This window comes from Ephemeroptericola cinctiostellae (genome assembly GCF_003339525.1).
Lineage (GTDB): Bacteria > Pseudomonadota > Gammaproteobacteria > Burkholderiales > Burkholderiaceae > Hydromonas > Hydromonas cinctiostellae.
In genome coordinates, this window is sequence record NZ_CP031124.1 from 372,382 (window position 1) to 385,576 (window position 13,195).

Below are 13,195 nucleotides of genomic sequence, written 5' to 3' on the forward strand. Positions count from 1 at the left end.
GCATACATCCATATTTATTGTTGTTTTCGACACACCATCATGTAATTCACATCGGCATCGTCTGATAAAACGAAAGGAGCGGCTTGATCACGCCATGGGTGATAAGCAATGCCTTTCATCTCCAACACCTCCAAACCAGCAGCACGGGCATACCGAGCCAGCTCACTGGGCTTGATGAATGTTTTATAATCATGGGTGCCCTTAGGGATCCAATTAAGGACATATTCTGCGGCCACAACCCCCAGAAAAAACGCCTTGGGATGGCGGTTTAAAGTTGAGAAAAACACCAAGCCACCCGATTTAACCAACGCTGCACAGCTGTTGATGACGGACACAGGGTCTGGCACATGCTCAAGCATCTCCATACACGTCACCACATCAAAAGCCCCTGACTTTTGCTGAGCCATCGACTCAGCGGTATCCACGACATATTCAATATTTAAACCGTGCTCAGCGGCATGTAGGCGCGCCACCTCTATGGAGTCCATCGCCATATCCAGCCCCATCACTTGACCGCCTTGACGAGCCAAGGCTTCGGATAATATCCCACCACCACACCCCACATCAATCACTGTCGCCCCCATCAAGTGTACATGCTGCATCACCCAAGCAAGGCGCACTGGGTTCACTTGATGCAAGGTTTTCAATGGCCCTTGCGCATCCCACCACTGCTGCGCGTGCTGGGAAAATTTATCTATTTCAGCGGGTGTCACATTGATTGTATTGCTCATGTTTATTTAACCTTGAATTAAAAGTGTTTAGGATTTGGACATTATACGGGCTTACAACAAACCTCCTCAAGCACGCCATAGCCTCATCAGCCTCAAGCCAGCAGATCAATGCATCAAAGCTTAAAAGTCAAAAAAGCCCTGCATAAGCAGGGCTTTTAGTGCATTACAGGACCTGAAATACATCAGTCCAACATCAATTACTTGATGTTAACGCCTGGAATGCTTTGCAAGAATGTATTCCAACGACCAACTTGGTCAGCAGGAACATTCACACCACGCACATCAACAGAAACGCGACGGTTTGGTTGCTCAGCAGCGATGCGTGCAGCACGTGTGCCTTTAGTCAAAGGTTGTACCAACAATTGGCGTTTACCCATGCCAGAAGTTGTGATTGCAGCTGGAGAAATGCCTTGGCTGACCAAGAATGCTTTAACAGCTTCTGCACGACGCAAAGACAAACGGTCATTGTAAGCATCAGAACCGAAAGAATCGGTGTGACCCACAACGATGGTTTGGTCAAATTTAACTGATTTCAATGCAGTTGCCAAAGCACCTAAAGCCTGTTGGCCCATCGGGCGCAAAGTGGCTTTGTCAAAGTCGAACAATGCACTTGCATCGAAGTTCAATTTGCTGCTGTCAATTTTAACATTTTCAACTGGTTTTGCAGCTACCGCATCGCAACCTACAACTGCGTTGCCATCAGGGTAGTAGCCAGTCTGCCAGCACAGCTCATCGGTACCGTTTTTCCAGATTTGGTGTTCTGTGTCAGCAACGTGACGGCTGTTAACTGCGTCTTCTTTAGGAGAGACTACAGTGTTTGGATTGGTTTGACATGCCGCGAGGGCTAATGTTGCGGCCAAAGAAGCTACTTTTACGAAGTTTTTCATGTTTCTCCTCTTTTTTGGAAAATACGCAAGTTACCCTGCGGAATACGTTTACCTTGTTCATATAATTCTAAAACAGGGCAAATTATAACGTTCTGGTGCTTGCCGTGCAATAAAAATCGCGCACAGCGCATACCATGCACCGTACAGAATCCATTGTGCCACAAATTATCTACACCAGTACAAACAAAAGCCTTTAATTGTGGAGAGCCTGCAACACTGAACATTAAAACTGTTTCTATTTTGCAACAAGCGTTGTTTTTTATCTTCAAACACTTAGGGCTCAATGCATCCGAAATTTTCAACCCAAGCAATGCTCAGTCGAACCGTCCATCACCCTGATATTAAATGCACTTTAGCATGTTGTTTGGACTGACCACGTGGTAAAATAGCGGGTTACTGTGGGTAAGCTGTATTTGCCGCTTTGAATTGAAGTTACACCGAGGCATTAATTCAACCACCACGCCAAAAATGCTTTTATATAATAGGACATTCGATGCAATCGTTCGCTAAAGAAATACTGCCGATCTCCCTTGAAGATGAGATGCGCAATTCGTATCTCGATTATGCCATGAGCGTGATCGTAGGGCGCGCACTGCCTGATGTGCGCGACGGCCTAAAACCCGTCCACCGCCGCGTGCTGTTCGCCATGCATGAACTGAACAACGACTGGAATCGGGCGTACAAAAAGTCGGCACGTATTGTTGGTGACGTGATTGGTAAATACCACCCACATGGCGATACTGCGGTTTATGATACGGTCGTTCGCATGGCTCAAGATTTTTCTTTGCGCTACATGCTGGTCGACGGCCAAGGCAACTTCGGCTCGGTGGATGGCGATTTTGCTGCGGCCATGCGTTATACCGAAATTCGCATGGCGAAAATCGGCCATCAACTGCTTGAAGATCTGGATAAAGAAACCGTTGACTTTGGCGCCAACTACGATGGCTCTGAACGCGAACCATTGGTTTTACCCGCACGCATTCCAAACTTGCTCATCAATGGCTCAACGGGTATCGCTGTGGGCATGGCGACCAACATCCCACCACACAATCTATCGGAAGTCATCAAAGGTTGCTTGCACATGCTGCACAACCCGGAAGCGACCGTCGATGAACTGCTGGAGTTCATCCCCGCCCCCGACTTTCCCACTGCGGGTTTAATTTACGGCATTTCGGGCGTCCGTCAAGGCTACCGCACAGGCCGCGGCCGCGTGGTCATGCGCGCCAAAGTTCATGTTGAAGACATGGAAAAAGGCAATCGCCAAGCGATCATCGTCGATGAGCTGCCGTATCAGGTCAATAAACGTCGTTTACTCGAATCCATTGCGGAGCAGGTCAATGACAAGCGCCTTGAAGGCATCTCAGACATTCGCGATGAATCAGATCGCTCTGGCATGCGTGTGGTCATTGAACTGAAACGCGGTGAAATGGCCGAAGTGGTTCTGAACAACCTATATAAACACACTCAATTACAAGACACTTTTGGCATCAACATGGTGGCCCTGGTGGACGGTCAACCCAAACTACTCAACTTGCGTGAAATGCTGGTGTACTTCCTTGAGCATCGCCGTGAGGTGGTGACGCGTCGGACGGCCTTTGAGCTGCGTAAAGCGCGCGCGCGCGGACACATCTTGGAAGGTCTCGCAGTCGCCTTAGCGAACATCGATGAATTCATCGCCATCATCAAGGCTGCTGCGACGCCACCACAAGCCAAGATTGATTTGATGGCGAAAATATGGGATTCTGAAATCGTCCGTGAAATGCTGTCACGCACCGAAGGGGGGGGCGCGCTGTATCGCCCCGATGATTTACTGGCTGAATTTGGCTTACAAAGCAATGGCCTGTACCGTTTATCTGACGTACAAACCCAAGAAATTTTGCAAATGCGTTTACAACGCTTAACGGGACTCGAACAAGATAAAATCGTCCAAGAATACAAAGACATCATGGCAAACATTGCTGACTTGCTCGACATTTTAAGTCGACCAGAACGCGTGACCACCATCATTGATGCCGAGTTGACCGCAATCAATGAAGAATTTGGTGATGCCCGCCGCTCACAAATTGAACTCAATGCATTTGACATCGACATCGAAGATTTAATCACACCGCAAGACATGGTCGTGACCTTGTCGCACACAGGCTATATTAAAGCGCAACCGCTGACCGAATACCGCACACAACGTCGAGGCGGCCGAGGCAAACAAGCGGCTGCGACCAAAGGTGAAGAGGACTGGATTGAGAACCTGTTCGTCGCCAACACCCACGATACGATTTTAAGCTTCTCAGATCGAGGTCGTGTCTATTGGACTCGGGTGTATGAAGTCCCACAAGGTTCACGCACATCTCGCGGCACCCCCATCATTCGCATGCTGCCGCTTGAAGAGGGTGAAAAAATCACGGTCATGCTGCCGATTTCTTCCGCCGACGGCTTCCCCGAAGACAAATACGTGTTCATGGCCACGCGTTTGGGTACGGTCAAAAAAACCCCCTTATCTGATTTCAAGCGCCCCATGAAACGCGGCATCATTGCCGTGAACTTGGACGAAGGCGATCACCTGATTGGTGCCGCTGTCACCGATGGCCAACACGACATCATGCTGTTTTCTGACGCAGGTAAAGCGGTGCGCTTTGACGAATCGGATGTTCGCGCAGTCGGTCGCAACACGCGCGGCATGCGTGGCATGCGCCTCGAAGACGACCAAACCATCATTGCTTTGCTGGTTGCGGAAAGTGAAACGCAATACATTCTGACGGCCACTGAGAATGGTTATGGCAAACGCACACCGATCACCGAATACACCCGACACGGGCGTGGTGGCAAAGGCATGATCGCCATCCAAACCTCAGAACGCAATGGTAAAGTCGTTGCCGCTCAATTGGTTGAAGAAGACGATCAAATTATGCTCATCACCACGGGTGGCACATTGGTGCGCACACGCATCTCTGAGATTCGCACCGTCGGTCGTGCCGCCCAAGGCGTGACATTGATCGGCCTGGACAATGGTGATGTCCTGTCAGGCGTTCAAAAAATCATTGAAACAGTTGCAGGTGTCGACGACGAGGAAGAAGGAGAGGATGTCGCACTCAACGATGATTCGACGACAGGCGAACCAACAGCAACAGATGAAAGCACAGCCGACTGATAAACAGGGGTGACAACAGGCATTGCCTCAGAACAAGCGACGAGACCAACTCGTCGCTTTTTTTATATACAATGGATCGTCCCTGACAAACAATGCGTTGGTGTATGCCCTGCACAGGTCAAAGTGGTTCTGTCTTTATGGGCATTTACCCCTTAGAGTGGTGCTTGAGGTGAAAATTATGAACAATGACAATCAATACGCAGAGCCAACTGCTCAAACACAAAAAACACAACGTAAGCCCATCGTCCTCGTGCCCACAGGCGCAAAAGAACACAGTGGACACTGGTATCAGCTGATGGGTAAAAAGTACTTGGATCCATTGGTTCACATTTCAGGCTGCGTGCCCGTGATGCTGCCCACCGCTTATGGCGAAGAAGACATTGAGCAATATGTGGACATGGCCGATGCCATCTTCCTGTCTGGTGCATCCACCAACATCGACCCCGCACTATACGGTCAAGAATGGCAGACCCCCGACCAAGGTCAAGATAAAGGACGCGACCACTTCAACATCGCCTTGATTCGTGCAGGCTTAAAGCGTGGCCTGCCTTTTTTCGGCATCTGCCGCGGCTTTCAAGAACTCAACATCGCCTTCGGCGGCGACCTGTATCAGCAAGTCCACAACAGCCCAGGCATGATGGATCACCGAGAAAAAGACCCCAATGCGCCATTAACCGAACAGTATGGCCCGAATCACTCGGTCCAACTCACGCCCAATTCATGGCTCGGCAACGTACTGGACACCGATCACTTTATGGTCAACTCCTTACATGGGCAAGGCATCAAAACCTTGGGTCAAGGCCTGAGCGCACTGGCTCACGCTGAAGATGGGCTTGTTGAAGCGGCATACTGCCCTGAATTCAAACAATTCACCCTTGGCGTGCAGTGGCATCCCGAATGGTTGGCCCATGAAAACCCATTGTCGATCAAACTGTTTCAAGCCTTTGGCAATGCAGCACGCGATTTCTCAAAGCAAAAGTAACACCACCCGCATCGATCGAAAACGCCCCTTTCAGGGCGTTTTTTTATGGGAAGCTTTCGACATGACGCTGCTTTTTTTGACTGTTTTTATTTATAAAAACGCTCAAACATTCTACACAATTTACGCTTATATTTTGATAAAGCAAGATTAGCACTCCAACCAAAAGAGTGCTAAAATAAGCTCAATAACACTCAGATTTAACCTTTATTTTTTGTTTTTAGGAGCAAAAACCCGATGAGCGCTTACGCCGTCACGCCTTACAGTAACACATACCAACAACTGCTCTCCGTCCCGACATTTGGCGATCTGGAAGCTTATGCGCGCGCAGTCAACAGCGTGCCCATGCTCACGCCCGAGCAAGAATACGAATTATCGATGGCCTACCGCGCCAACCCCAATGATTTACTTGCAGCCCATACGTTGGTCATATCGCATCTGCGCGTGGTGGTTGCACAAGCACGTAAATATGCAGGTTATGGTTTGCCGCAAGGCGATTTGATCCAAGAAGGCTCGATTGGCTTGATGAAAGCCGTCAAACGCTTTGACCCCACACGTGGTGTGCGTTTGGTCTCGTTTGCCATGCATTGGATCAAAGCAGAAATGCACGAGTACATCATCAAAAACTGGCGCATGGTCAAAATCGCCACCACCAAAGCGCAACGCAAACTCTTTTTTAATTTGCGCAGCATGAAAACTGGTGATCACTTGAGTCAAGATGAGATTCACAACATGGCCAAAGTGTTGAATGTGAAGCCAGAAGAAGTGGTGGAGATGGATCAACGCTTGTCTGGACGTGACATTGCCATTGATGGCGGCATGGACGATGACGATGAAGCCATGCACATGGCGCCCATCGCTTACTTGGCCGATGAAACGCAAGAGCCCACCCACGTGTTGGCGCGCCACCAAGAAGACACACGCCAAACCGATGGCTTACAAAATGCTTTGGCGCAATTGGATAAGCGCTCACGTGAAATTGTACAATCGCGCTGGTTGCAGGATGACGATGACAAAGGCCCCACTTTGCATGATTTGGCTGCTAAATTTGGCATTTCAGCTGAACGCGTTCGTCAAATTGAATCAGCGGCCATGAAAAAAATGAAGGCGTTTTTGACGCTGGAGTACGCTCGATAAGCAACATCCACTCAACCACTGACAAAAAAGGCGACCAAGGTCGCCTTTTTACATGCATTTTCATTAAAATGGAGGCTCTTACATGATTGAGCCAGCGATGTCTACTTTGATAAAAAACACTGCATTGACCTGCATACTTTTAAGCACCCAGATCTCTTGGGCACAAACACCTCCCCCCGTTCAACCCATTGACCCGCAGTTGGTGGGTGAATGGGAAGGGGAGTTTAAACCCATTGACGAACCCGCATGCACCGCGTATAAATGGCATATGACTCGAAAAAACGATGGCACGTACCAATTCCACGCCTACGATGCCACTCAGACCGTACTCAATGATGAAGGCCATTGGTGGGTGGATGCAGGGCACAGCCATTATTTTGAAAATGTCAACGGCCAAGTGGAAGAGCCGACCACCTATCGTTACATGCTTTCGCAAAACAACTTCAATGGCATAACGGTTGAAACTGAATACACTTTAACGCAACCATTGGCAGCAGGCGAATGTTCGCAAACCGCTCGCTTCAATGAAACCAAACTGATGAAGGAAGCCCCATGAACCCAAATTGGCAAGAGACATGGAAAGAAAATGTCGAAAAAACAGTGGAACAATTGACCAAAAACAGCCCCTTTGCGGACATGGGTCAAAATGCAAAAACTTTTTTCACCAGCGCCTTACAAAAACTGGACGTGGTCACCCGCGAAGAGTTTGATGTACAAGCCGCCATGCTCGCACGCACACGTGAAAAACTAGATGCCCTCGAAAAACAAGTGGCAGCATTGGAACAGGCCGCCAACAAATAAAAGATTCAATGTTCACCTCACACGATGGCGATTGCCTTTATTCGCCATTTTGGATGTGATCCACAATCAACGGGTGTTTTGATGCCTCATCGAACCCCGTCTTTCGTGCCACTCCGCATGATTCAAGTGGCAGCACATGGTTTTTGGCGTACACTGCTCGTATTATAAAAAACAACGCAGACTAAATCCACACACGACATCATGCAAAAAAGTCACAGCACAGACCACACCGATTATCGAAATACGCTTGACCGCATTTTTAACGACATCAGCCACCAACCTTTACAAGGGCATGCTGCAGATTACATCCCCGAGCTTGCCAAAGTCAATCCATCACAATTTGGCATCAGCCTGTGCCACTCCTCAGGTGAAGTCTACAATGTGGGGGATGCACAAACCAAGTTTTCGATTCAAAGCATTGTCAAAGTGTTTTCGTTGGCGTTGGCTTATCGACTCAAAGGCGAAGCCTTGTGGCAACGACTGGGGGTTGAGCCTTCAGGAGGGGCTTTTAATTCGTTGGCTTTGCTGGAGTTTGAACAGGGCATTCCACGCAATCCTTTCATCAACGCAGGTGCGCTGGTGATTGCCGACATATTGGTCAGCCACTGGGTCAACCCAAAATACACCCTGCTGGCCTTTGTTCGTCAATTGGCGAACACGCCCAGCATCGACTTCAACCTATCCGTGGCCGCTTCTGAGGCCATGCACGGACACCGCAATGCGGCATTGGTGCAATTGATGAAGTCTTTTGGCAACATCCACAACGATCCACGCGATGTGTTGGACATGTATTTTCACATCTGCTCGATTGAAATGACGTGCCAAGAGCTGGCGCAAGCTTTTTTGGTTTTTGCCCATGGCGGACAGCACCCCATCACGGGCGAAACGATGTTATCACTCAGTCAAACCAAACGCATGAACGCATTGATGCAAACCTGCGGGTTTTACGATGAATCGGGTGATTACTCATTCCGTGTCGGCCTACCAGGGAAAAGTGGCGTCGGCGGTGGCGTGGCGGCGGTTCACCCTGGGCATTACAGTGTCGCCGTTTGGAGCCCGCCTCTGAATGCCAAAGGCAACTCCGCGCGCGGCATTGCGGCACTCGAACAATTGACCACGCAAACAGGCGTGTCCATTTTTTAGGAAAACCAATGAACAACGACCTCAAACAACTTCTGACAGAACTCGAACATTTCGGCCAACAAAATGACCTCAATGCAGCACACCGCGATGAAAAAATGCTCAACATCACACATGACACAGGTGTTTTTTTGGCTCACTTGGTGCATGCCATGGGCGCCACGCGCATTTTAGAAATTGGCACTTCGAATGGCTACTCAACCCTTTGGCTCGCCCACGCAACCGCCCAATTGAATGGCCACGTCACCACCATTGAACGAGATGCCGCTAAGATTGAACAGGCCAAAATCAACTTTAACCGCGCACATTTAGCCGATCACATCATGCAAGTGGAAGCCGATGCAGGTCAACTGTTGCGGGATGTTCAGGCCTCAGCCTTCGACATCATTTTCCTCGATTCAGATCGCAGCGCCTACCTCGATTGGTGGCCACACCTTCGCCAAGCCATTCGGGTCGGTGGCGCCTTGGTCGTGGACAACGCCACATCCCATGCACCAGAAATGCAAACGTTCATGGACATGGTCAGCGCCGATGCCCAGTTTTCAAACAAGTTGGTCGACATCGGCAATGGTGAATTCATGGCCATACGCACAGCCTGAGCCCACACCGACCAGACCTTAAAAAATTTAAATGTAAGCGATCACTTTCTTTTTACAAACCATATAAATTGACTTCAACACAAGGAAAGTGAGCTTAACTGTCGCTCAATCGTTCCCGCGTGTCTTTGGCGAGAGTCCAGCAAAACGCAAAACGTTTGTTTCAGCGTTATACAAGTCAAAAACGTAAAATGTGATTCACGCCCACTGGATTCCCGCCAAACGCACACGAAAATGATGGTGTGAGGTATTTATTGAGCGAGCGGCTTGTGTTGAAATCAATGAATTGAAGCCCTTTGATCGACATTCAAATAGGCATTTAAAAATTTAAGCATTCAACACCAGCAACGACTCAACCACATCAATGTATTTTTGCATGGCATCTACCGATGCCATGCCCGCCAGCGCAACCCATGCATCGAACTTTGCACGCGCCACGAAAGCCGTTGCACCTGGTCGCTCACCCGTTGCATCGCCCTCGGTCGCTTGTTTGAATAAGGTGTATAAAGTGAGTAAATCGGCATTGCTCGGGCGGTTGCTTAAAGCTTTAACGGCAAGCTGTGCTTGGTTAAACTGTTCATTGAGGGTGCTCATAAAGTCTCCAATCAAATGAAAGCATCGTAACACAATACAAAAGCACATCACAAACAAAATGAACGATCGTTCTTTTTTCATGTATTTCACAATCAAACTTGCTTGCCTCATAAAATCGGTATAACCTGAGCATCCACATTCAATCTGAATATTGATGGTCTTTTTGAGGACATAGCCATGCGTTTATTGCTGATACACCAAAATTTCCCAGGACAATTTCGCCGCATGGCCCCCCTGTGGGCAAAATACCCCAATTGGGATGTCTTGGGATTGGGGCGCAAACGCTCTCAGGGCATGACCGATCTCAAATGGGTCGGCTATGACCTCCACAGGGAGCCAGATCCCAGCAAACAGCACCCTTATCTGGTCAGCATGGAAAGTGCCGTGCTGCACGGACAAGCCACCGCACGTGCGCTGTTGCAACTCAAACAAAAAGGCTATGCGCCCGATGTGATTTTGGCACATCCAGGTTGGGGGGAAACGTTATACGCCCGAGATGTGTTTCCCAATGCACGACTGGTTCACTTGTGCGAATGGTATTACGGCACGGCAAACTCCGACTTTGGCTTCGATCCAGAATTCCCGAGCAACTTTGATGCCCAAGCTCGGGTCAAAACATGGAATGCATTACACGCGCTGAATTTGGTCAACTGCGATGCGGGCATCAGCGCCACGCAATGGCAACGCTCACGCCACCCCAAAGAGCTGCAACATAAAATCCAAGTCATTCATGAAGGGGTCGACACCCATTATCTGAAACCCGATGCCCATGCTGAGCTAACTTTGCCCGACGGCACACGTCTGCGTGCTGGTGATCCAATTGTGACCTACGTCGCACGCAATTTAGAGCCCTATCGCGGCTTTCACATCTTCATGCGCTCACTGGCACAGTTGCAACGCGAACACCCAACATGCCACGTTGTCATTGTCGGCGGCGATGAGGTCAGCTATGGCTCGCCACCAAAAGATGCCGCCAATTGGCGGGAAAAAATGTTGGCCGAGGTGAAGTTGGACATGAGTCGTGTGCACATCCTCGGTAAACTGCCTTACGCAACCTACGCCAAAGTGCTACAAGTGTCTGCCGCCCACGTGTATTTGACCTACCCATTCGTGCTGTCATGGTCGATGCTCGAGGCCATGGCCAGTGGTTGCGTGATGATCGCCTCACGCACTGCACCCGTTGAAGAAGTCATCACCGATGGACTGCAAGGTGTTTTAACCGATTTTTTTGATTCAGAGCAACTGGTGAAACACATGATTCATGCGCTCAACCACCCAGAATTCTATCGAGACATGCGTGCCGCCGCACGTGCGAAGGTGCAAGCGGATTACACTTTAGATAAAGCGGAGAAAAGCTTTAAAGAATTGATTTTGGGCAACAGCGAGTCTGAGTCTTGATGGCAGCAAGACTGCCCGCAGGTGCGCCACATTTTTTAGAATGATTATGACTGAGATTTAAAAGCAAGCCCGCGCTTTCAGTTGAAGAGGGGTTTCTTGAAGTGCATTGCGAATGTGTCAATCGCCCGATGTTGTGTTTCTCGATTTTTTAGGGCTCATGGCGGATTTTGCACGGATTCACCACTCAAAACCTTTAAACTCAAACCATCACAAAGCGCACCTTACCCTGCGATGAGCGACAAAAGACACCCATCATTTGATGGGCTGGCATGCCATCAATGCCGAGCTTCATCCGAATCATCCATCAAACCATGCAACAGCATGTCATCAATTTCTTGATTGTCCGCCCATAAAATGGTCAACAACAAAGCTTTGAACGTATCGGGCTGGCTGATCGGGTGTGGCAACATCATGCAACGCTCAATGATGAGCTCGCGCTGAAACTCTGTGATGCTGTTGGCATGCAACAACGAGTCCAACATGAGCAAACCCTCATCACCGATTTGAGAACGCTCACTTTGATGGTAAATGCGATGGCTTGGGCTGCGTTTGGCATTGACCTGGACGATTTCAAGCGGTGTGCGCAACTGCTCAACCCACAACACAGCAGAACGCACTTCGTGCTCCTCGAAACCCTCATACGACAAACGACGCGCCAAAGTGAGCGCGTCAGGGCATTGTGCAATGCCCACATAGTTTTCAAACAAGTAAAAGAAAATATCGACCACGGTTAAAACCACACTTCCATCAAAAAACCAGCGGCGCATCAAGCGCCGCTTTCATGAACGGTATTTTACTTTAAAATCAAGCATCTCGCTCAAAAAATAAAACCCGCACCGCTCAACCCAAGGCTTCAGTGTCATGAAACAACGTGTAATCAATGTGCGAGACGCCATCGGCATCAACATAAATCGCATCCACATAGCGGTGCTGCCATTTCACATCGGTGTGTTCATAGACTTGACGTGCCTGCATTTGCTGAGTGGTGGACTCATCGGTGCCTTTGACAATCAACACAAAACTCATGTCTTTGGCCTTAAAATCCACCGCCGTTAAACCAAATAAAGGGCTGGACTCATCCACCACATGCATGATGGTCCACCCCATAAAAAACATCGGCTGACTTGTGCGCACCAATTTCAAATCGATCACCCGCCGAAAACGCGCCCCCTCCAATGTTTTTTCCACCCGCAACATAGACAGCTTCGCCGTAGCATCAACGATGAAATTTTGACGGGCATTGGCAGTGCGAATCATCAGCGTCGGCTGACCATTGACCACCGTCATCACGGGTGAATTGGCAAACAAAATGCGGGCGCGGGGTTTAGAAAAACGAGCAAAAATCAAACCCGTCAAAATGGCCGAACCTGACAACCCAATGAACATTTCAGCGGTCGCCACAAAGTGAGTGAACACGCTGATTGGATGCATGTCACCGTACCCAACGGTCGCCAAGGTTTCCACGCTGAAGAAAAATGCGCCTAAAATATTGTCGGGAAACAGGTTGGCAATGCCCTCAGGCTCAATCATGTACAGCAATGCAAACAACACATTCAACATCACAAACGCCAAAGCCACTCCGCTGAAAAACCCCAGCCATGTCATCGACAAACAGCTGTGATAAAGGTCATGCCAAATGTGGGTTGGGTTGCCATGAACAATGATGTGTCGTCCGCCAAAGGTGGCTTTTTTGGTGGTTTTTACTTTTGATTGGGCATTAAAGGGCATTGTGGGATACAAGAAAAATGATTGAGAAAGACAAAAAAGCCAATATTCAGATGTCATGT

13 protein-coding genes are annotated in these 13,195 nt (G+C 49.0%); 8 read left to right on the forward strand and 5 right to left on the reverse strand.

Annotation, left to right across the window (positions count from 1 at the left end):
* Window positions 1-14: 14 nt before the first annotated feature.
* The gene (ubiG, locus tag DTO96_RS01870) at window positions 15-731 is read right to left on the reverse strand and encodes a bifunctional 2-polyprenyl-6-hydroxyphenol methylase/3-demethylubiquinol 3-O-methyltransferase UbiG (protein WP_114561941.1); all 717 of its coding nucleotides are present in this window, start codon (window positions 729-731) and stop codon (window positions 15-17) included.
* A gap of 197 nt (window positions 732-928) precedes the next feature.
* The gene (locus tag DTO96_RS01875) at window positions 929-1,618 is read right to left on the reverse strand and encodes an OmpA family protein (RefSeq protein ID WP_114561942.1); all 690 of its coding nucleotides are present in this window, start codon (window positions 1,616-1,618) and stop codon (window positions 929-931) included.
* 493 nt (window positions 1,619-2,111) lie between these two features.
* Here DTO96_RS01875 and gyrA point away from each other — a divergent pair, with 493 nt between their 5' ends.
* From gyrA to DTO96_RS01915, 7 genes are all read left to right on the forward strand, one after another.
* Window positions 2,112-4,763, forward strand: a complete 2,652-nt coding sequence (gene gyrA / locus DTO96_RS01880; protein ID WP_114561943.1) for a DNA gyrase subunit A — start codon at window positions 2,112-2,114, stop codon at window positions 4,761-4,763.
* A gap of 178 nt (window positions 4,764-4,941) precedes the next feature.
* On the forward strand, window positions 4,942-5,745 hold the full coding sequence (locus tag DTO96_RS01885; RefSeq protein ID WP_114561944.1) for a gamma-glutamyl-gamma-aminobutyrate hydrolase family protein: 804 nt from the start codon (window positions 4,942-4,944) through the stop codon (window positions 5,743-5,745).
* A gap of 234 nt (window positions 5,746-5,979) precedes the next feature.
* Window positions 5,980-6,879 (forward strand): RNA polymerase sigma factor RpoH, encoded by a 900-nt coding sequence (rpoH, locus tag DTO96_RS01895; RefSeq protein ID WP_114561946.1) that lies wholly within the window; start codon window positions 5,980-5,982, stop codon window positions 6,877-6,879.
* Between the two features lie 97 nt (window positions 6,880-6,976).
* Window positions 6,977-7,435, forward strand: coding sequence for a hypothetical protein (locus tag DTO96_RS01900; protein ID WP_157964294.1), 459 nt, complete (start codon window positions 6,977-6,979; stop codon window positions 7,433-7,435).
* Window positions 7,432-7,680: an accessory factor UbiK family protein gene (locus DTO96_RS01905; RefSeq protein ID WP_114561948.1), complete on the forward strand. Its 249-nt coding sequence runs from the start codon at window positions 7,432-7,434 to the stop codon at window positions 7,678-7,680. Before DTO96_RS01900 ends, DTO96_RS01905 begins: the two co-directional genes overlap by 4 nt.
* A gap of 201 nt (window positions 7,681-7,881) precedes the next feature.
* On the forward strand, window positions 7,882-8,823 hold the full coding sequence (locus DTO96_RS01910) for a glutaminase (protein ID WP_114561949.1): 942 nt from the start codon (window positions 7,882-7,884) through the stop codon (window positions 8,821-8,823).
* A gap of 8 nt (window positions 8,824-8,831) precedes the next feature.
* Window positions 8,832-9,419 carry an O-methyltransferase gene (locus DTO96_RS01915; protein WP_114561950.1) on the forward strand — a complete coding sequence of 196 codons (588 nt, stop codon included), beginning with the start codon at window positions 8,832-8,834 and terminating at the stop codon, window positions 9,417-9,419.
* Between the two features lie 324 nt (window positions 9,420-9,743).
* Here the strand turns inward: DTO96_RS01915 and DTO96_RS01920 are convergent, their stop codons facing one another.
* A complete protein-coding gene (locus tag DTO96_RS01920; protein WP_114563879.1) occupies window positions 9,744-10,010 on the reverse strand; it encodes an acyl-CoA-binding protein in 267 nt (88 codons plus the stop codon).
* A 177-nt stretch (window positions 10,011-10,187) separates the two neighbouring features.
* Here DTO96_RS01920 and DTO96_RS01925 point away from each other — a divergent pair, with 177 nt between their 5' ends.
* A complete protein-coding gene (locus DTO96_RS01925) occupies window positions 10,188-11,408 on the forward strand; it encodes a glycosyltransferase family 4 protein (RefSeq protein ID WP_114561951.1) in 1,221 nt (406 codons plus the stop codon).
* Between the two features lie 275 nt (window positions 11,409-11,683).
* Here DTO96_RS01925 and DTO96_RS01930 read toward each other — a convergent pair whose 3' ends face one another.
* Both DTO96_RS01930 and DTO96_RS01935 read right to left on the reverse strand, forming a co-directional pair.
* Window positions 11,684-12,175: a Smg family protein gene (locus DTO96_RS01930; protein WP_114561952.1), complete on the reverse strand. Its 492-nt coding sequence runs from the start codon at window positions 12,173-12,175 to the stop codon at window positions 11,684-11,686.
* A 73-nt stretch (window positions 12,176-12,248) separates the two neighbouring features.
* Window positions 12,249-13,136, reverse strand: coding sequence for an ion channel (locus DTO96_RS01935; protein WP_192879006.1), 888 nt, complete (start codon window positions 13,134-13,136; stop codon window positions 12,249-12,251).
* Between the last annotated feature and the right edge of the window lie 59 nt (window positions 13,137-13,195).

Coding starts and splice junctions, on each gene's coding strand:
- ubiG (WP_114561941.1), bottom strand. CDS start 731: ATGAGCAATACAATCAATGTGACACCCGCTGAAATAGATAAATTTTCC.
- DTO96_RS01875 (WP_114561942.1), bottom strand. CDS start 1,618: ATGAAAAACTTCGTAAAAGTAGCTTCTTTGGCCGCAACATTAGCCCTC.
- DTO96_RS01935 (WP_192879006.1), bottom strand. CDS start 13,136: ATGCCCTTTAATGCCCAATCAAAAGTAAAAACCACCAAAAAAGCCACC.
- DTO96_RS01885 (WP_114561944.1), top strand. CDS start 4,942: ATGAACAATGACAATCAATACGCAGAGCCAACTGCTCAAACACAAAAA.
- DTO96_RS01900 (WP_157964294.1), top strand. CDS start 6,977: ATGTCTACTTTGATAAAAAACACTGCATTGACCTGCATACTTTTAAGC.
- DTO96_RS01915 (WP_114561950.1), top strand. CDS start 8,832: ATGAACAACGACCTCAAACAACTTCTGACAGAACTCGAACATTTCGGC.
- DTO96_RS01925 (WP_114561951.1), top strand. CDS start 10,188: ATGCGTTTATTGCTGATACACCAAAATTTCCCAGGACAATTTCGCCGC.
- rpoH (WP_114561946.1), top strand. CDS start 5,980: ATGAGCGCTTACGCCGTCACGCCTTACAGTAACACATACCAACAACTG.
- DTO96_RS01910 (WP_114561949.1), top strand. CDS start 7,882: ATGCAAAAAAGTCACAGCACAGACCACACCGATTATCGAAATACGCTT.
- DTO96_RS01930 (WP_114561952.1), bottom strand. CDS start 12,175: ATGCGCCGCTGGTTTTTTGATGGAAGTGTGGTTTTAACCGTGGTCGAT.
- DTO96_RS01905 (WP_114561948.1), top strand. CDS start 7,432: ATGAACCCAAATTGGCAAGAGACATGGAAAGAAAATGTCGAAAAAACA.
- DTO96_RS01920 (WP_114563879.1), bottom strand. CDS start 10,010: ATGAGCACCCTCAATGAACAGTTTAACCAAGCACAGCTTGCCGTTAAA.
- gyrA (WP_114561943.1), top strand. CDS start 2,112: ATGCAATCGTTCGCTAAAGAAATACTGCCGATCTCCCTTGAAGATGAG.